18 protein-coding genes and 1 pseudogene are annotated in these 19356 nt (G+C 39.7%); 4 read left to right on the top strand and 15 right to left on the bottom strand.

The window, feature by feature from the left end; translation table 11 throughout:
- Window positions 1–2: 2 nt before the first annotated feature.
- The 5 genes from tgt to V7127_RS12180 form a co-directional block, all read right to left on the bottom strand.
- Window positions 3–1142 carry a tRNA guanosine(34) transglycosylase Tgt gene (tgt, locus tag V7127_RS12200; RefSeq protein WP_335345546.1) on the bottom strand — a complete coding sequence of 380 codons (1140 nt, stop codon included), beginning with the start codon at window positions 1140–1142 and terminating at the stop codon, window positions 3–5.
- Between the two features lie 49 nt (window positions 1143–1191).
- Window positions 1192–2220: a tRNA preQ1(34) S-adenosylmethionine ribosyltransferase-isomerase QueA gene (gene queA, locus V7127_RS12195; RefSeq protein ID WP_335486559.1), complete on the bottom strand. Its 1029-nt coding sequence runs from the start codon at window positions 2218–2220 to the stop codon at window positions 1192–1194.
- Between the two features lie 56 nt (window positions 2221–2276).
- Complete coding sequence (gene ruvB / locus V7127_RS12190) at window positions 2277–3278, bottom strand: Holliday junction branch migration DNA helicase RuvB (RefSeq protein WP_335486337.1); 1002 nt, start codon at window positions 3276–3278, stop codon at window positions 2277–2279.
- A 37-nt stretch (window positions 3279–3315) separates the two neighbouring features.
- The gene (gene ruvA, locus V7127_RS12185; protein ID WP_335345549.1) at window positions 3316–3927 is read right to left on the bottom strand and encodes a Holliday junction branch migration protein RuvA; all 612 of its coding nucleotides are present in this window, start codon (window positions 3925–3927) and stop codon (window positions 3316–3318) included.
- Window positions 3928–4082: 155 nt separating this feature from the next.
- A complete protein-coding gene (locus V7127_RS12180; protein ID WP_335486334.1) occupies window positions 4083–4634 on the bottom strand; it encodes an intercompartmental signaling factor BofC in 552 nt (183 codons plus the stop codon).
- Between the two features lie 190 nt (window positions 4635–4824).
- On the opposite strand from V7127_RS12180, the pseudogene V7127_RS12175 reads away from it, so the two are divergent.
- Both V7127_RS12175 and aroD read left to right on the top strand, forming a co-directional pair.
- Window positions 4825–5373, top strand: a pseudogene (locus tag V7127_RS12175) (shikimate kinase); the annotation flags it as partial.
- Window positions 5374–5388: 15 nt separating this feature from the next.
- Window positions 5389–6147 (top strand): type I 3-dehydroquinate dehydratase, encoded by a 759-nt coding sequence (aroD, locus tag V7127_RS12170; protein ID WP_335486556.1) that lies wholly within the window; start codon window positions 5389–5391, stop codon window positions 6145–6147.
- Window positions 6148–6236: 89 nt separating this feature from the next.
- Here aroD and V7127_RS12165 read toward each other — a convergent pair whose 3' ends face one another.
- The 6 genes from V7127_RS12165 to nadB all read right to left on the bottom strand — a co-directional run bounded on the left by V7127_RS12165 (window position 6237) and on the right by nadB (window position 13425).
- Window positions 6237–6899, bottom strand: coding sequence for a YhcN/YlaJ family sporulation lipoprotein (locus tag V7127_RS12165; protein WP_335486331.1), 663 nt, complete (start codon window positions 6897–6899; stop codon window positions 6237–6239).
- Window positions 6900–7001: 102 nt separating this feature from the next.
- Window positions 7002–7982 (bottom strand): phosphotransferase, encoded by a 981-nt coding sequence (locus tag V7127_RS12160; RefSeq protein WP_335486328.1) that lies wholly within the window; start codon window positions 7980–7982, stop codon window positions 7002–7004.
- Window positions 7966–9654: a SafA/ExsA family spore coat assembly protein gene (gene safA / locus V7127_RS12155; protein ID WP_335486325.1), complete on the bottom strand. Its 1689-nt coding sequence runs from the start codon at window positions 9652–9654 to the stop codon at window positions 7966–7968. The genes V7127_RS12160 and safA overlap by 17 nt, the downstream gene beginning before the upstream one ends.
- A gap of 206 nt (window positions 9655–9860) precedes the next feature.
- On the bottom strand, window positions 9861–10967 hold the full coding sequence (nadA, locus tag V7127_RS12150; protein WP_335486322.1) for a quinolinate synthase NadA: 1107 nt from the start codon (window positions 10965–10967) through the stop codon (window positions 9861–9863).
- A gap of 60 nt (window positions 10968–11027) precedes the next feature.
- The gene (nadC, locus tag V7127_RS12145) at window positions 11028–11867 is read right to left on the bottom strand and encodes a carboxylating nicotinate-nucleotide diphosphorylase (protein WP_335486320.1); all 840 of its coding nucleotides are present in this window, start codon (window positions 11865–11867) and stop codon (window positions 11028–11030) included.
- Window positions 11836–13425 carry an L-aspartate oxidase gene (nadB, locus tag V7127_RS12140; RefSeq protein WP_335486316.1) on the bottom strand — a complete coding sequence of 530 codons (1590 nt, stop codon included), beginning with the start codon at window positions 13423–13425 and terminating at the stop codon, window positions 11836–11838. Before nadB ends, nadC begins: the two co-directional genes overlap by 32 nt.
- 160 nt (window positions 13426–13585) lie before the next feature.
- Here nadB and V7127_RS12135 point away from each other — a divergent pair, with 160 nt between their 5' ends.
- Both V7127_RS12135 and V7127_RS12130 read left to right on the top strand, forming a co-directional pair.
- Window positions 13586–14728: an IscS subfamily cysteine desulfurase gene (locus tag V7127_RS12135; protein WP_335486313.1), complete on the top strand. Its 1143-nt coding sequence runs from the start codon at window positions 13586–13588 to the stop codon at window positions 14726–14728.
- A 71-nt stretch (window positions 14729–14799) separates the two neighbouring features.
- Window positions 14800–15336, top strand: a complete 537-nt coding sequence (locus tag V7127_RS12130) for a transcription repressor NadR (protein ID WP_335345558.1) — start codon at window positions 14800–14802, stop codon at window positions 15334–15336.
- Window positions 15337–15758: 422 nt separating this feature from the next.
- Here the strand turns inward: V7127_RS12130 and pheA are convergent, their stop codons facing one another.
- From pheA to V7127_RS12110, 4 genes are all read right to left on the bottom strand, one after another.
- Complete coding sequence (gene pheA / locus V7127_RS12125) at window positions 15759–16637, bottom strand: prephenate dehydratase (RefSeq protein ID WP_335486310.1); 879 nt, start codon at window positions 16635–16637, stop codon at window positions 15759–15761.
- Between the two features lie 141 nt (window positions 16638–16778).
- Window positions 16779–17234: an ACT domain-containing protein gene (locus V7127_RS12120; protein WP_066292905.1), complete on the bottom strand. Its 456-nt coding sequence runs from the start codon at window positions 17232–17234 to the stop codon at window positions 16779–16781.
- A 28-nt stretch (window positions 17235–17262) separates the two neighbouring features.
- Window positions 17263–18549, bottom strand: a complete 1287-nt coding sequence (gene obgE / locus V7127_RS12115; protein ID WP_335486306.1) for a GTPase ObgE — start codon at window positions 18547–18549, stop codon at window positions 17263–17265.
- Window positions 18550–18629: 80 nt separating this feature from the next.
- Window positions 18630–19172, bottom strand: coding sequence for a sporulation initiation phosphotransferase B (locus V7127_RS12110; RefSeq protein WP_335347766.1), 543 nt, complete (start codon window positions 19170–19172; stop codon window positions 18630–18632).
- Window positions 19173–19356: the final 184 nt, after the last annotated feature.

The raw sequence follows: 19356 nt of genomic DNA, 5'->3' as shown, positions 1-19356 counted from the left end.
AATTAGAAATTTTTCGCATTAGGCTTATTAAAACCGTATTTTTCGAAAAACTCTTCTCTAAAGTCACCAAGTCGGTCTTCTCTGATCGCTTGTCTGACCCCTTCCATCAATTTTAGCAGAAAATATAGATTATGGTAAGTCGTAAGTCGAATTCCGAAAGTTTCATCACAACGAATTAAATGCCGGATATAGGCACGGCTGTAATTTCGGCAAGTATAGCAATCACAATGCTCATCAATTGGGCCAAAATCTCTGGCATATTTTGCATTCTTTACAACTAATCGGCCTTCGCTTGTCATTAAAGTACCATTTCTTGCGATTCTAGTTGGCAGCACGCAATCAAACATGTCTACGCCGCGAATGGCTCCATCAATTAATGAGTCAGGTGATCCAACCCCCATTAAGTATCTTGGTTTATCAGATGGGAGTAATGGAGTTGTAAATTCAAGCACACGGTTCATAATATCCTTTGGTTCACCTACTGATAATCCACCGATAGCATAGCCAGGGAAATCAAGTGAAACTAAGTCCTTTGCACTTTGTTTCCGTAATTCTTCATATTCGCCACCTTGAACAATACCGAAAAGACCTTGGTCACTTGGCCTTTTATGCGCCTGTAAACAGCGCTCAGCCCACCTGGAAGTTCGTTCTACTGACTTCTTCATATATTCGAAAGTAGCCGGGAATGGCGGACATTCATCAAAAGCCATCATAATATCGGAGCCCAACGAGTTTTGAATCTCCATCGCTTTTTCCGGTGATAAAAAGAGCTTATCTCCATTTAAATGATTGCGAAAATGGACCCCTTCCTCTTCAATCTTACGGAATTCGCTTAAGCTAAATACTTGGAAGCCTCCCGAGTCGGTTAAGATGGCACGGTCCCAGTTCATAAATTTATGCAGACCGCCCGCTTCCTCAACGATCTCCTGCCCCGGGCGTAGCCATAGGTGGTATGTATTACTTAGGATAATACCTGCTCCCATTTCCTTTAAATCTTCAGGGGACATTGTCTTGACGGTTGCAAGCGTACCGACAGGCATGAACACAGGGGTTTCAAAGGAGCCATGCGGCGTATGAACTCGTCCAAGACGAGCCCCCGTTTGTTTACATGTTTTAATTAATTCATAGCGAATTGCTGTCAATTCAGTTTTCTCCTTCCATGATTAAACCATTTTTTCAGTGAAACTTTTTTCATAAAATTAGCATGGCATCCCCAAAGCTGAAGAATCGATATTTTTCCTCCACCGCTTTATGATATGCATGCAATACATTTTCTCTGCCTGCTAGAGCACTAACTAGCATGATAAGCGTGGATTTAGGCAAATGAAAGTTTGTGATCATCCCATCAATACCTTTAAATTCATAGCCAGGATAAATAAATATATCTGTCCAGCCGCTTGCCTCTTCAAACCGGCCATCATGTTTAGAAGCAATTGTTTCTAGTGTTCTTGTAGAGGTTGTCCCGACCGTAATAATTCTGCCGCCGCTTTCACGAACCTTATTTAAAAGATTAGCCGTCCCCTCTGTTACTTGATAAAACTCTGCATGCATATCATGCTCATCAATTTCCTCTACACTAACAGGCCTGAATGTACCAAGACCAACATGGAGAGTAATAAAAGCAATATGTACACCGATTTTTTTTATTTCCTCTAACAATTCCTCTGTAAAATGGAGTCCTGCCGTAGGTGCAGCTGCAGAGCCTCTTTCACGGGCAAAAACAGTCTGATACCGTTCTCGATCCTCTAATTGCTCCTTTATGTATGGCGGAAGAGGCATCTCCCCTAATTGATCGAGCACCTCATAAAAAATGCCTTCATAATGAAATTCAAGGGTTCTTCCTCCATGATCTGAGCTTCCAACACAAACAGCGGAAAGCAGTCCATTTCCAAATTCAATCCTTGTCCCCTCTTTTATCCGTTTCGCTGGCTTTACAAGCGTTTCCCATACATCCCCATCCTGCTGTTTCAATAGGAGCACCTCAATTTTTGCACCGGTGCCTTCTTTTTCACCTAAAAGTCTTGCTGGCAGCACCTTTGTATCATTTAAGACAAGGCAGTCCCCAGCTTTTAGGTAATCTTTCAAATGTTTGAATGTATCATGTGTGATTGCACATGTCGTTTTATCAAGCACCATTAATCTGCTGCTAGTCCTCTCGGTAAGAGGAGTCTGTGCAATAAGTTCCTCAGGTAAATGAAAATCAAATAAGTCTACTTTCATGCTGACACCAACTTTAATATTATTCTGCTTTTCTCCATTCATACAAAAAGGATGGATTAATCTTCAGGCACCTCTATTTGTAAATGCCTGTATACCAAATCTGTCACGATCCGTCCTCGCGGTGTCCGCTGCAGAAACCCGATTTGCAATAAGTATGGTTCATAAACATCTTCGATAGTAAGTGATTCCTCACCGATTGTTGCGGCAATGGTTTCTAATCCTACTGGGCCTCCACGGAACTTTTCAATGATCCCTCTTAATAATTTATGGTCAATATGATCAAGACCTAAACGGTCTACCTGAAGAAGCTCCAAGGCTTCATTTGCTTGGGCCTCATCAATTATGCCGTTCCCTTTAACTTGGGCAAAATCTCTCACTCTTCTTAACAGCCTATTGGCAATTCGCGGAGTCCCTCTTGACCTTCTTGCAATTTCGGCTGCGGCCAAAGGATCAATCTCTGTATCTAATACTTCCGCTGTCCTTGTCACAATTTCCTGAAGCTGGATTTCGTTATAGTATTCCAATCTGCTAAGCACTCCGAATCGATCCCGTAAAGGCGCTGATAAAGAACCTGCCCTTGTTGTAGCTCCCACTAGAGTAAATGGAGGGAGGTCTAGCCTAACGGATCTCGCACTAGGGCCCTTTCCAATGACAATATCTAGACAGAAGTCTTCCATTGCTGGATATAAAACCTCTTCAATTGTCCTTGGCAAGCGGTGAATTTCGTCAATAAACAACACATCCCCAGGCTCTAGTGCTGTAAGAATGGCTGCAAGATCTCCTGGCCTCTCTATAGCAGGTCCAGCTGTCGTGCGGATATTCACACCCATTTCATTAGCAATAATGGCTGCCAAGGTCGTTTTCCCAAGGCCAGGAGGACCGTAAAGTAAAACATGGTCAAGGGTTTCTTGTCGGAGCTTAGCCGCTTTAATAAATATCTCCAAGTTTTCCTTTACCTTATCCTGACCGATATATTGTTTTAAATTCTGGGGACGTAAGCTTTGTTCAAATGAGAGATCCTGCAGATCAGCCTCACTAGATATTATACGTTCTTCCATATCATCACCACAATTTCACTTAGTAATAACTAAGCCATTATTTTAACAGCCTTTGCAGCGCTTTTTTTATGTACTGGTCTGTTGTTAGTTTTTCTTTTTTTAATGCCGGAGATATTTTGTTAATCTCCTTTTCCGAATATCCAAGTGCCTTTAATGCAAGGATTGCCTCCTCAAACTCTTGGCTATGCTCGTTCATTTGAGGATGTAATTTATCCTGTGAAAATAAATCTGGAAAAAAGTCCGGTACAATATTTTGCAATTTCCCTTTAAGATCCAGGATCATTTGTCTCGCTGTTTTTTTACCGACTCCCGGGAATTTCACAAGGAATGCTTCATCCTCATTTTCAATCGCCTGAACCACTTGTTCCGGTTCCCCAGATGCCAGAATGGCCAATGCACCCTTCGGTCCAATTCCAGTAACATCTAATAGTTTAATAAACAGCGTTTTCTCTTCTCTCGAATGAAAACCGTATAAGGCTATGACATCCTGTCTCACATGGTGGTAAGTGAATACCTTAGCTTCTTGTCCTAAATCCTTTGAAAAGCTAAATGGATTTGGAGTAGAGATTTGGTAGCCTATACCGTTATTCTCGATGACAACAAATTCGGGCCCAATATAGTCAACCCGCCCTTTAATAAATTCATACAATGCCTTTTCGCTCCTCTATTTTGCTGTACATCATTGTATCATACTTTACATATATTCGTAGAAAAAATAGCAGTAAAAAACCAAGGCTGGTATGTAAATAATCATCACAAAAAAACAGTGACAGCCACTGTAATTGTAGTAGCTGTCACTGTTTTTTAATTCGCTTGTTTTTCTACTTTGGAGTAAGACTTAAATGTCTCCAGCACTTCAACAAACTGTTCCTTTGTTTTTATTGGGATTCCTTTTTTTAATTCCTTACACTTTTTACTTTCAAGCCGGCCTAAGTCAATCTGAAAAAAGGACTGGATTATATTTGACTTATGCGGCCTTCCGTTAAAGATCGTTAAAACCCCTTTATCTGTAATGCCAAAATAACCGTTCGCTTTCAGTAATGGGGATATGTCATCCATATATTTACGGAAGATCATTTTCTCTTCTTCCATATCTATAAGCTGCCATTCATCATATTTCGCCCAAAATTCTTCCATGGACCAGATTGTTTCCGTAAGAAGTTCCTGGCTTAACTCTCCATCCATATACATACGCTCTAAAACGACCGTTATATGCAGTGGTTCCTCAAAAGTTGTAACCTTGTTATTCCCCATATTCCCCTGTGAAGCATTTCCCTCTGCTAATCCATTGATAGGGGAAAACTGAATCAAAAGTAGAATAGCAAAGCAAAGGGCTATGGACCATTTGGTTCTCATTATTGATCACCTCGTTATTGAATACGGTGCTTTTAAATTTTGTTTCATATCATTAACTATTGTGACCATATTTTTCTTCCTTATCCGGTTATATTTTACAAATTAATTAATAAACAGTGAATCATTCAAAAAAGTAATTGAGCAAATAACAAAATATTTAAACTATGATTAGCATGAAAGAAGTTCTATAATGAGGAAAAGTTATATTTACTTAGGGGGATCATGTATTTTGTTAAGCCGAGAAATTCCTTTGAGGGAAAAAAGCATAGTTATTATTGGATTTATGGGAGTTGGCAAAACAACTATAGGAAATTTGGTTGCTGAAAAGCTAGGCCGGAAATTTATTGATACAGATGTTGAAATAGAAAAAGAATTTCAAATGCCCATATCCCAAGTTTTTAGTCAGCTAGGTGAGAAGCAGTTTAGGGAGAAGGAAAAAGCACTCATTATTAAATTGAGCCAAGAAAAATCTCATATTTTATCTCTTGGCGGAGGAGCTTTTCTTCAGAAAGAAATTAGAGAGGCCTGTTTAGCGAATTGTATTGTTATTTATATTCACTTGCCTTGGGAAAGCTGGAAGGAAAGAATTCCTTTAATTATTGATAGCCGTCCTGTGCTGCAAGGAAAATCTTTGAATGAAATTCAAGAGCTTTTTCAAATAAGACAGGAAATTTATTCTCATCACCATCATAAGTTTGAAACAGAAAATCTAGAAGCGGAAGAAGTTTCCGACCAGATTGTAAAAACATTACTCTTGAACAAGCAAATAACAGTTAAGAATATTGTAATTGGCGATGGGCCTCCGAAAATATGTGTCCCTATTATTGGGGAGACAATAAGTCAAATAAAGGAAGAGGCAACGTATTTAAAAACAATTGATGCAGATTTAGTAGAATGGCGGGCCGACTTTTTCGAGAATGTTGAGGATATTGACCAAGTTAAAATGGCTTTGGGAATGATCCACAAGGAATTATCTTCCACGCCTATTATTTTCACTTTTAGAAGTGCAAGGGAAGGCGGCGAAAAAGACATCAGCCTTGCCTATTATGCGGAATTAAATAAAGCAGTTATCAATACAGGTTTAGTGGATATTGTGGATGTAGAATTATTTAGTGATGAGGTTATTATTAGAGAGGTTGTAAATACCGCACACACCAATCATGTTTTTGTCATCATTTCCAATCACGACTTTGAAAAAACGCCTCCAAAAGATGAAATAATTAGACGTCTCCGTAAGGCGCAAGAGCTTGGCGGCGATCTTCCCAAAATTGCTGTCATGCCTACAACTGCATCAGATGTCTTAACACTATTAGAAGCCACACTTACAATGTATGATCATTATGCTGATCGCCCGATTATTACGATGTCGATGGCAGAAAAAGGGGTAATAAGCCGTTTATCAGGAGGAATTTTTGGTTCAAGCATAACATTCGGTTCTGCGAAAAAAGTATCTGCACCAGGACAAATAGCTGCTACAGAGCTACGCAGAGTATTAACCATTCTCCACAAATAAGTAAAGTTAGGAGCAAAGCATAACTTTGCTCCTTATGTTTCTGTACTTGTTGCAGCGTTTTATCAAAAACCTGTCCAAATCCGTTAAATTTACCGTTTTTTCAGCGAATTAAAGATGTTTTGAGTGTCTAAATTAATCTGATCCCTTGGGCCGCCTTCCCGCAAGTCATTATCAATCACCTTTATACGATTAAAGGTCGATGAATCTGTGACAATATGGGCAGTTTTTCCATTTAAGTAAGGACTAACTGCTTGTTGGATTTTTGTGATCGTTTCTTGTTTTCGATCATTATCAGCAAGATTGACAGCGATTAGGACATCATTTCCATTTACAAGTGATTCAACGTCCCTCACATTATTTACACGGGCAGCCTGATTAATTTGATTGATGAAATTTCCATCGTAGCCTTCATAATAAGAGGATCGCGGCTTACGTTCATTAAAGCCTAGATGCCCATGGTAATTGGCATCATTCCGGCTGAAACCGTCATTTTGCAGTCGCTGGTAATTTCGGTCCCCATTATTAATCGTATTATCCATCATTTCAGTAACGGGTCCATCATTATCCACTCCATCAAGAATACGGGCATTCCCTCCGCCATTTCGCTGATTATCACTTGAATAATACCCTATTGGCTGAACGTTTTTATTATTACGGTCTTGGACAGCTGTTTCATTATCATTTACTCCGCATCCAGCTAAACCTATCGACATTATCGCTGCAACAGGTAGTGCAAATAGCTTTTTATTCAAGCGAAAAACCCCCCTCGCAAAGTAAAAGCATGAGCTAATGCTCATTAATAGGGTGGCAGGTTAGACTCGCTTTCATTCTGCCTAGTTACGACCAAATAACACTCATTCAACCTTATTTTGCAATTCCTTGAAAAAATCTTGTCTCTGCTTAAATTGTCCAACTGTTATATGCAGCAATTGCTGAATTTTTTCTTGCTGTAAATGCGACCGTTCTCTTATAGAACGATTCCATTCCCTGAAAATGTCGGTTGGATACCCGAGCCCGTATAAAAACCCCTTTTCAAGCATAAACGGGTGTATGATCTTAATACCTTCCAGCTCCTTAAATGACCATTGTAAGTTAGGCAATATCCTATTGGCATATTGGAGATAGTCAGAATGTGGTAGTCCTATACTAATTAAATCAAAGTCAATCAGATGTAATTCATCGTTGTTTGCTCGCAAAAAATTATGATGGGCGACATCGCCATGCAGAATAACCTTTTTCCCGCTTTGAAAAAAGTTATCTTCTGCCTGAATCCCTTTTAAAGACCAGTCTGCCCAAACGAGTAACTCATTAATTATTTCTTTTTGCACATAATATTTAATGATCGGCAGATTATTAAAAAATATCGTTAATCTTTCATTCCATTTGGCAAATTGATTAAATTGGGGGAGTCCCTGTTCAAATTGTTTTGCCATATTTTCTGTTGCTGAGTGAAAATCGTTTAATAAGTATAAACCTTCCTGCTGATCTTGCTGGTGATGAAATGTAAATGAATGATCTGAAGGCTGTATATATTCCAGACAACCATAAAAGCTGCCTTCAAACTGTAATGGCGGATACTTTGCCAATTGATAAAAAGAATATGTTTTTAAAAATCCTTTTTCCTTCAAAGACGTTACAAAGTCTTCCTGCTGCTTTAGTCGTGAAAAAGTCGAAAATCCCTTTAATATAAAATCCTCGTCAGTCGCCTTAACATAAAAAACCTTTTTTCTAATTGGTTTAATTTCTTCAATTGTAATCGTTAGCTGATTTTGTAAATAGGAGAAGAGACGATTAAGAAATAAATCGTCTCCTCCGTGATTAATCTTCATATTCATCGCTTTCTTCAAAGCTTCGCGGCATCTCCAAAGCCTGACCTCCCAATGGCCCTGGTCCATATGGACTCATATATGGGTTCATGACCCCAGTCATAGGGTAACCCATTTGCGGATTGCCATATTGCTGTCCATATGGAGCACGGTACATTGGAGCTACTCCCATGTCATACATTCCAGGTGCTCCAAAGCCTGGATTATACGCTCCCTGAAACATTTGTGGGGCTCCGCTGCCACAGCCGCAATCTTCTTTTACTCCTTGCATTGGCATAACTTGTGTTGGCATTAATGGCATTTGGCTTTGGGATGGCAATATTGGCATCTGGGTTTGAGTTGGCATTATTGGCATCTGGGTTTGAGTTGGCATTATCGGCATCTGACTTTGAGTTGGCATTAAAGGCATCTGAGCCATACCAGGTGATTCCTCCATCACCCCTTGTACTTGAGGCATTACACCCATTTGCGGATATCCATACGGCATTTGTTCGTATAGCATTGGTCCGCAAAAACCGGACCCAGGCATGACTGGTGATATCGGAATCATTGGTGGCAGGAAAGGAGGACATGGCGCCTGTGGATATCCATAGGCTGGCTGCATCGCTGGTGCCGTATATGTTGGCTGAAGCGGCAATTGATGCTGCCCCATCTCTTGAACACCCATTACAGGTGCTGGCATCTGTGCTCCTGGTACTTGAGTAAAGGCTGGATTCGTATATGGCATTTGATGCATCGGCATGAATGAGGATGATTCCTCAAAACCATGGCTTTCGACACCTGCTAATCCGTAATGCGGCATTTGATGCATCGGCATTGCTTGTGCCTGATACATAGGCATAGTTGCTGCCCCCTGAACTTGCGGGTAGCCCATAGTTTGTGGATATCCTCCAGGAAATCCAGTTCCAGGCATGACTGGAGAAACAGGATAAAAACTGTGTGGTTGGTATGGATACATTGGCTGATAAAACCCTCCTTGTTTTATATGATCACTTTCAATTGATTCAGGGCTTACATGGGCAATTGGTTTAACTTGTGGAAGGATGTTTACTGGTTTTGGCGGGAGCTGTGGTGCCTGCTGCTGAGCCGCTAAATTAGGCATAATGGGCTTTGGCATTTTTGGAGCGTATGGTTTCACTGGCATTTCTTCTAGTGGCGACACCATTTTTGGCAATTGCTTCGGCAATTCCATTTGTGGTGATACCATTTTTGGCAATTGCTTTGGTATTTCCATCTGTGGTGATACCATTTTCGGCAATTGCTTTGGCGCTTCCACCTGCGGCGATACCATTTTCGGCAATTGCTTTGGTGCTTCTACCTGTGGTGATACCATTTTTGGCAATTGCTTTGGTACTTCTACTTGTGGTGCTTCTTTTATCGGTATTTGTTTTGGTGCTTCAACTACAGGCAATGTAATTGGTTTTTCTTTTGCAAAAGGGTGTTCTGCAATAGGCATTTCCTTTTTAGCACCCATACTGACTTTTGTTTCCGGTATGCCTCCAATTGGAGCTTCTTTTTTTATGGATCCACCTGATCCAGGAACTTTTATTTTCATACCGGGCATAATCATATCAGGATTGCTGAGCTGTGTATTTAATTTTTTCAGCTCTTCAAAATTCACGCCGTACTTTTTGGCGATCTTCCAAAGAGTATCCCCTTTTTGTACGATATGGATCTTCACTCTGATTTCCCTCCTAGTCAAATGTCCATATAGTGTATGTCAAAGTGGGCAAATTGCTAACAATCTACACAAAAACTTATGCACTTATTATTAATAATATGATTAGAGACCCATTTTACAACGAATTTAATTATTTTTTTCTTAGGATTTTGTTAAATTTTCCTGTCGGATGACTTTTAAAAAAAGAAAACCCCCGAATTGGAGGTTTATGATTGGATTAGCATTCTGTCTAATGCAAGCTTTGCATTTGAAGCAATTGCTTTATCTACTTTTATTAGGTTATGCTCTTCACCTTGTTCAATTGTCTCTAGACACCATACTAGATGAGGCAAATCAATACGATTCATAGTCAAGCAAGGACACATATGTGGATTTAGCGAGATAATTTGTTTATCCGGATGCTGCTTTATTATTCGGTTGACAAGATTCATCTCTGTCCCAATTGCCCAGGATGAACCTTTTTCAGCTTTATTAATCGCGTCAACAATATAATTGGTCGATCCTGCCATATCTGATAGAGCCACTACTTCTCTTGAACATTCAGGATGGACGATAATTTTCATATCTGGATAGGTCCTACGAGCATCTTCAATATTTGCGACTGTGAAATTCTCATGGACGGAGCAATGCCCCTTCCAAAGAATAACCTTGATATTCTCAATCGGGCCATCATACTCGAGCGTATCATTGATTGGATTCCACACAGCCATTTCCTCAAGATCTATTCCTAAATTATAGGCCGTATTTCTGCCTAAATGCTGGTCAGGCAAAAATAAGATTCTGGATTTTTGTTCAAATGCCCATTGAACCATTTTCTCTGCATTCGAGGAGGTGACAGTTGCACCGCCATGCTCACCTACAAACGACTTAATAGCAGCTGTTGAATTCACATACGTTAATGGTATGATCGTTTCTCCAAAAAGGGCAATTAACTTCTCCCATGCTCTTTCTGTTTGGTAAATATCCGCCATATCCGCCATCGAGCACCCTGCGCGCATATCTGGCAGGTACACCTTTTGATTTTCTGTAGTCAAAATATCAGCGGTTTCTGCCATAAAATGAACTCCACAAAAAACAATATGCTCTGCCTCTTTATTATCCTCAGATAATTGAGCCAGCTTCAAGGAATCACCGGTTGCATCAGCAAATTGAATGACCTCGTCTTTTTGATAATGGTGGCCCGGAATAAATAATTTTTTTCCAAGTTTATTTTTAATGGATTTTACTTGATTCTCTAGTTCTTCTGTTGTCATTTTTCGATATTTATCTGGAAGAACAATTGACCCCTTTTCAAGCGTTTGAAATATATTCATCCCTTAATCCCCTTTGCGGTATTTATCTAATAGTAGTTGTTTTAACTATCTTTTATTGATTTACTCTCCAACCTTTACTTTTACACTAATATCTAATGACTTAGCAGAATGGGTTAAAAAGCCGAGAGAGATATAATCAACACCTAAATCACTGTAGCTGGCAATGTTATCAAGCGTAATCCCGCCAGAGGCTTCTGTAACTATTCCTACAGGCACGTATGGAATCCATTCCTTAATTTCTTCAGGCTGTCTATTATCGAACATGATGACGTCTGTTTTTGCTGAAGCCGCCTCCATAACTTGTGCTTTTGTTTCGGTCTCTACCTCAATCTTAACCATATGACCAATATAAGAACGAACGGCTGAAACTGCCTTTTCGATCGAGCCAGCGAAGGAAATATGATTGTCTTTAATCATCACCGCATCATAAAGCCCATAACGGTGATTAAACCCTCCTCCACAGCGTACAGCGTATTTTTCCAGCATTCTTAGACCTGGGGTTGTTTTTCTCGTATCACAAATTTTCGTATGTGAACTATTTAATACAGAGACCGCTTTGTTGGTAATGGTGGCAATGCCGCTCATTCGCTGAATAAGATTAAGAATGACTCTTTCACCTTTTAATAAATTGGCGACAGTTCCTTCTGCTGTTGCTAAAACTTGCCCATTCTCAATGGATTCCCCATCTTTTATCTTCATTTCAACTTTAATCTCGCTGTCCAGAATGGAAAAACCAGTCCGAATAACATCCTCCCCGCAGAAAACTCCATTATCCTTAGCAATAAAAACGATTTCCCCTTTTTCTTCTCTTCCGAAAATAAGCTCACCCGTAATATCCCGGTCACCAATATCCTCCAAAAAAAATTGCTCAAGTTGCAATCGCAGCTTCAATTTGTTCATGCTTATCATCCTTTTCTGTTTTTCTGCAATGTATAATTTGCTTTCGCAGCCAATCCCGATCATTTTCACATGGGTAATCCTGTCTGAAATGTCCGCCACGGCTTTCAGTCCTTTTTAAAGCTGAATCTGTTACAAGCCATGCAGTTATAAGCATGAATACTATCTCAATTTCTTCAATAGATAATTCAGCAAAATTGGCGTTCAAATATTTATTGATGTGAAAGCTTTCAAGCCATTCCTTCTGCCTCGAGAGGCCATTTTTCGTGCGTATGATGCCGACATTCTCCATCATTGATTTTTGGATGATAAAGGGAGAAGGGAGTAGTTTGGCTATACTCATTCGAATTTCTGACTGTTCAATTGATTTCAAGTTAACTGAATGCCTTATTGGAGATGTATTGATCCATTCGGCGAGTTTTTTTCCAATGAATAATCCTTCCAGTAAGGAATTACTTGCAAGTCTGTTTGCCCCGTGGATGCCTGTACAGGCTGCCTCCCCAATTGCATATAGCCCTTCTAAACTGCTCCGTCCTAATAAATCCGTTTTGATGCCGCCCATTAAGAAGTGACTGCCTGGAGCTACAGGAAGAAGCCCTTCCTTTATGTTAATCCCATGTTGCTCACATAAAGCAGTTATCGTTGGAAATCGTTCTTCAAATCCCTGTACAGAAGAAATATCCAGAAAAATGGGCTCTCCATTTTCGAGATAATGGTAAATAGTTTGAGAAACAATATGTCTTGGCGCTAAATCACCTAAAGGATGAATGCTGTTCATAATCGAATTGCCTCCCTTTGTTATAAGGCGTCCTCCTTCACCACGAACTGCTTCTGAAATTAATCCAACCGCTTTTCCGTTAATATGAAGCAATGTTGGATGGAACTGGATAAATTCCATATCAGTGATTTCGGCACCCGCCTTATAAGCAAGAGAAATTCCATCTCCGGTAACTGTGGCTGCATTCGATGTATAAGCAAATAGCTGTCCACAGCCTCCCGTTGCTAAAACAATATGTTCAGCAAAAAAGGTTTCTGTTCTTCCGTCGGGATATTTTCCTTTGACGCCGATACATCTTTCCCCAGGCTCATCTATTAATAAGTCAAATACGAAAATATTCTCCATAATGGTTATATTTTGATTTACATTTGCAGTCATAAATTGAATGAGATTTCTCCCGGTGGCATCCCCTCCACTGTGGACAATGCGATGATCACTATGTGCTCCTTCCATTCCAAGAGAGAGTTCCCCATCCGATCCTCTATCAAATGAACAGCCTTCAGCTATTAAGCTATTTATTAATGCTGGACCTTCCTGCGTTAATTTCTCCACTGCTACAGGATCATTATGAAATCTTCCCGCTTCCAACGTATCCTGATAATGCTTATTTGGATGATCCTTTTTTCCAATGGCCGCGGCTACACCTCCTTGAGCGAAAAATGAGTTACTATTATACACATTAGACTTTGTGAGAATAATCACATTCAAGTCACAGCGAAGACTCTTTGCTAATTGCAAAGCCGATATCCCGCTGCCAATTATGATTACATTGGCCTTATTCATATTTACCTCCTGACTTCACAGTTGTCTTGACACTTATATTTACATAGATTTAAACTTATGACAAGAGTTATTATAGATTTGTCATAAGAATTGCAGCTCTATCATTTATAACTTTAGATCTTTTGAGAATTAGAGAATATGACTATGGAGTGATACTGGGATGAAATACTTTGATTATGCTGCAACCTGCCCTCTTGATGAGGAAGCAGCTGAGACATTTATAAAGGCGGCAACCCAATATTATGGAAATGCACAAAGCCTGCATGATAAAGGGAGTGAAGCCAGCAGCTTATTAGAACATTGCCGAAGTGAATGGGCCAGCTTACTTCATGTTCAGAAGGAAGGAATCTATTTTATAAGCGGGGGCTCTGAAGGTAATTCCCTTGCTATTCATGCACTATTAACAGCCTCGAAAAAAAAGGGCAAGCATATCATAACAAGCATGGCAGAGCATTCGTCCGTTCATAGTACGTTAGACAAATTAATTGACGAGCATCATTTTGAAGTAACTGCACTTCCACTAAATTCTAAGGGATTAATTGATTTAGTCGACCTAAGATCAGCAATCAGGGAGGATACCGTGCAAATAACCATTCAGCATGGAAATTCTGAAATTGGCACCTTGCAGCCCCTTGAAGAAATTAGTATGCTCTGCAAAAAGAATCAAATTCTGTTTCATAGTGATTGTGTACACACATTTAGTAAAACGGATTTTAGAAAAATTGCATTATTGGTCGATAGTCTCTCTATTTCTGGACATAAATTTTTTGGACCTAAGGGAACAGGAGTTGTTTATATCGATCCCCATTTACATTGGATGCCTTATTATCCAAAAACATCTCATGAAAGAGGCTTCAGGCCAGGTACTGTCAATGTCCCGGGTATTGCTGCTATGACTATTGCTGCCCAAAAGGCTTATAAGAATCTGGACAATCACACAAATCATTATCATCATCTACGGGAGATTTTTTTACATGCCCTTGAACCTATAAATGGTCAGTATATTATTTACGGCTCTGATCACAATCAACAGCTCCCATCAACGATTGGGATGCGAATAAGGGGCATTGAAGGGCAATTTGTGATGCTTGAGTGTAATCGCATGGGCTTTGCTGTTTCAACAGGCAGTGCTTGCCAGGTAGGCTTACAAACGATATCTAAAACGATGAATGCTATGGGAATAACAGGGAAGGATGCGAAAGAGTTTATTAGAATTTCCTTTGGCTGGGATACAACAGAAGCAGACACAGAAGCATTAGGGAAAGCTCTTGTAAGAATAACTCAAGAATGGTTTCCGGATTAAGCAAATTTAATTTTACTGAACAAATATGTTAAAATGTATCATTATCGTCATATAAAGGGAGTTTTCGAAAAATGAAGGATCAGAAAAAGGTACTCGGTGAGGAAAGAAGAGAACTGCTGCTCGAGTTATTGAAGAAAAATGGTGAACCGATAACAGGGAATGAGCTTGCAACGAGAACGAACGTAAGCAGGCAAGTCATTGTTGGTGATATTACCTTGCTTAAAGCAAGAGGAGAGCCTATCCTTGCTACAAGCCAAGGATATATTTACTTAACCCAAGCTTCCATCTCCACATCTTTTGAACGTACCGTTGCAAGTTCCCACACTCCCGAAAGAACAGAAGAAGAGCTGAATTTACTTGTGGACCATGGAGTTACCGTCAAGGACGTGCGAATTGAACATCCCGTTTACGGGGATTTAATTGCTTCGGTTATGGTTTCAAATCGAAAAGAAGTCAAGCAATTTATTGAAAAAATCAAAGCAACAAAGGCAGCCTACCTATCAGAGCTAACAGAAGGCATTCACCTCCACACCATCCAAGCTGCCTCTGAACAAAAACTGGATGAAGCAGTCAATGCATTGAAGCAAGCTAATTTTATCGTGGAATAGGAGAAAAAAACATATAATGATTTTGCGGATAAGCAAGTATACTAATTGACTTGACATTCGGATTGGCCCTGCTGACTTTTAACCAGTATGGATTAACAACTTTTGTTATTTTGATTATCCGGGCTTGGCGGACATCAGTTCTGTTATATGCGAAAAAATAGGGAATTTCCTTATGTTTGTGGACATAAGTTCCGCTATTTGTAATTAAAGAGTAATTTGCTTATGTTTTCTGTAATTAACGTACCTAGAGTCCGCTTAGCTCTTAAATTATGGTCATTTATTAATAATAAAGGACTCATTGGCCGCTTAAAATTAATATTATAAAAAAATGAACGCTCAAAGTGATTTTGAGCGTTCATTTTTCTGTTGTTATTTGAAATTTTTCTCAACATTATCGAACCAATTTACAATGCCGTAATTACTCATATATGTTGCACTCGGCTTTTTTCCATTCCGAGCTGAAAGTATGGATAGCTTCCTAAAATTTTTACCTTACAATCTAATGCTTCCAGTTCGGCGACTACTCCTGGAATGAGAACATCATCCTGCTTCATATCCACATCAATTATAAAGAAGTAATTTCCAAGTCCTGTTTTCATTGGCCTTGATTCAATTTTAGAAAGATTTAATTTTCTCCAGGCAAAGGCGGACAGCACTTGATGAAGAGCTCCGGAACGATCAGATGGCAAAGTAATCATAACGGTAGTTTTGTAGCCCTTAAATGATGTTTTCTCTTCCCGTAAAGAGACCTCGTTCTTCGATAGAACTATAAAACGTGTATGATTATAGCTGACATCGTGAATATCCTCACGTACGATTTCAAGACCATATTCCTTTGCCGCGAGCTCGTTGGCAATGGCACCCGCTTTAATGTCTGGATGCTCCTTTACAAATTGAGCTGCAGCAGCAGTCGATGTTGTTTTTTCAGATGGCGTCCCCTTAAGCTCTTTATGCAAAAATTTATGGCATTGAGCTAAAGCATGAGAATGACTGTAAACAACACCAACTTCCTTCCAATGATCTTTATTTGCTGGATGAACCATAAAATGCTGCCTAATCGGACAAGTTATTTCCCCAACAATTGGAAGATCCACTTCATGAACTAAATAATCAAGCGTAATATTAACTGATCCCTCAAGTGCATTCTCTAGTGGCACTACAGCTACTTCAATTTCATCCTCTATTAAAGCGTCAAAACAATCAGGAATTGTTAAATAGGGCACAGCCTGTTCTTCGGGAAACATTTCCCGTACAGCGATATCAGTAAATGTTGCTTTCGGACCTAAATAACCTACTTTCACGAAAAATCTCTCCCTTTAATTACAAGCATTCTTTCATACTAATACTTTACCACTTTACACGAAGAATGTAAGTAATCAATTTTGATTGTTTTGATAAACTGCCCGTAAAAGAAAAAATCAGGGCCGGAATAGGTGCAATGATTATGCACCTGAGCCGAGCACCTCAACTTTTTCAACAAACTCCAGCTTTCTCAAATTTGCAAGCAGTTCTTCAATTTCAATAGCCATCGCAGTAATATTTAAGGAAAGGGTGACGTTTGCCCTCCCCATTAAAGGGATCGTTTGGTGAATTGTCATGACATTGCACCCAGAAGAGGCAACCACTGCAAGTAGATGAGATAAAGTACCTGAACGATCTTCCAGATAGAAAAATAAAGTAATTAATCTTTCTTTGACTACCGTATGGAAAGGAAAGACAGTATCCCTGTATTTATAAAAGGCACTCCTGCTCAAATCTACCTTTTGCACGGCATCCCAAACGGATTCTGCCTTCCCTCTCTCAATCATTTCTTTAGCATCTAATGTTTTTTTCATAGCCTCCGGAAGAACATCTTCCCGAACGAGATAAAATTTCTTATCGAATTTCTCCTGTCTCATACCTACACTCCATTAAGCCATCCTGAGATTATTCTATAAACTCAAATTCATAATCAAGAAGCTTTACTGTATCCCCGTCCTTTGCCCCTTTTTCACGGAGAGCTTCATCGACACCCATTCCACGGAGCTGTCTTGCAAAACGGCGGACAGATTCATCCCTAGAAAAGTCAGTCATCTTAAAGAGCTTCTCAATCGCGTCTCCTGAAACAATAAATGTACCAGCTGAATCCCTTGTAATAACGAATTCTGATTCTTCAGCTTCATGTTTATAGACTACGCGATGAACACCTGTCTCGACCTCATCATGAAGCGGGAATTCAGGTGTTTTTTCAATTTTGTCAGCAATGGCAAATACTAAATCTCTTAACCCTTGTCTTGTAATCGCCGATATTGGAAAAATTGGATAATCCTCTTCAATTTGCTCTTTGAACTTTTGAAGATTTTCCTCCGCTCCAGGCATTTCCATTTTATTTGCAACAATAATTTGAGGTCTTTCCGTTAATCGTAAATTATATTCTCGTAATTCTTTATTAATGGTTAAGTAGTCTTCATATGGATCTCTGCCCTCTGTTGCCGCCATGTCAATGACGTGAACGATAACCCGGGTACGTTCAATATGTCTTAGGAACTGATGGCCAAGACCAACTCCAGAATGTGCCCCCTCAATTAATCCTGGCAGGTCTGCTAGGACAAAGCTGCGCCCGTCTTCGGTTTCAACCATACCTAGATTTGGAGCAATAGTCGTAAAATGGTATTCTGCAATTTTCGGTCTTGCCGAAGAAACAACAGATAATAGCGTTGATTTGCCTACGCTTGGAAAACCAACAAGCCCAGCGTCCGCCAAAAGCTTTAATTCAAGAATGACTTCTCTCTCGATTCCCGGCTCTCCATGCTCTGATAATTCTGGTGCTGGATTAGATGGAGTAGCAAATCTAGAGTTTCCTCTTCCACCTCGGCCACCTCTTGCAATAACAGCTTTTTGGCCATGCTCAGTAAGGTCAGCAATGATCTCATTTGTTTCTACATCTGTAACAACTGTTCCAGGGGGAACCTTAACAATCATATCTTTAGCATTTTTGCCATGCTGGTTTTTGGACATGCCATGCTCCCCGCGGGTAGCTTTAAAATGGCGCTGATAACGGAAATCCATTAGTGTACGCAGACCTTCGTTCACTTCAAAAACGACATCTGCGCCATTACCGCCATCTCCGCCCGCAGGTCCTCCCTTAGGAACATATTTTTCACGGCGGAAGGCAACCATACCATTTCCTCCGTCTCCGCCTTTAACATAAATTTTTACCTGATCGACAAACATATTATTCCTCCCGTCTTAGCTGTTCCCATTTCATAGAACAGCAAGAACTGTATGTTTTCATTATGTACTATGATGATGGATTATTTTCTAGGGGAAACTAAAAAATCAAATGATAATTCTTGTTCAGTCCAGCTTTGAATAACAATTTCTGGATATGTTGATCCTTTTATCTCCAAAAATTGCTCTAGCTGCATCTTATTTATTATTATCCCTCTAAAATCAAAAAAGAAACGGGTTCCATCCATTTGCGGCTCAATTGTAACAGATAAATGATTCTCATAAAACGGCTTAATAGATGAATCCAAATAATCGAAAAAAGATCTAGTCCAATTTGTAAGCCAATCATCATCCAATAAACCGTTCACTGAACTTTCCATTACATCATATTCAATTTGAAACGAATGATTTTCCCAATTATATGTAAGAAGCAAGGAGGCGAATTGAGGAATATTCAAGTTAGACAGCTTAGCTTCAGCTTGGGCTTCAACAACAATTTCATTAATAATTTCTTTAGCCCGGTCAATTTTATTTAATGCCAGATTTCCTTTTATTAGTTGGATTTTGTTTAACCAGTCGTGGCGTGCGTAACGCAGCACCTCGATTACATCCCAATCAGTCTTCATACATGCACTCCTACACATGAAATCAAATTCGCCTTGGCGTATTTGCGCCCAGATTACCTGAGCTCGCTCGATAAATTCCTCTGAAAAATCTGAGGCATCCGCCAGAGGCTTAACTTTATTCAGCCTTTTTTTAGCTCGACTTAATTGAATAGCTATTTTGCATTCATCTAACAGCCTATAGTAA

This window comes from Bacillus sp. JJ1773, assembly GCF_036962035.1.
Lineage (GTDB): Bacteria > Bacillota > Bacilli > Bacillales > Cytobacillaceae > Cytobacillus.
Note: the sequence above shows the minus strand (reverse complement) of the source record. Positions and strands in the feature narration are given on the sequence as shown.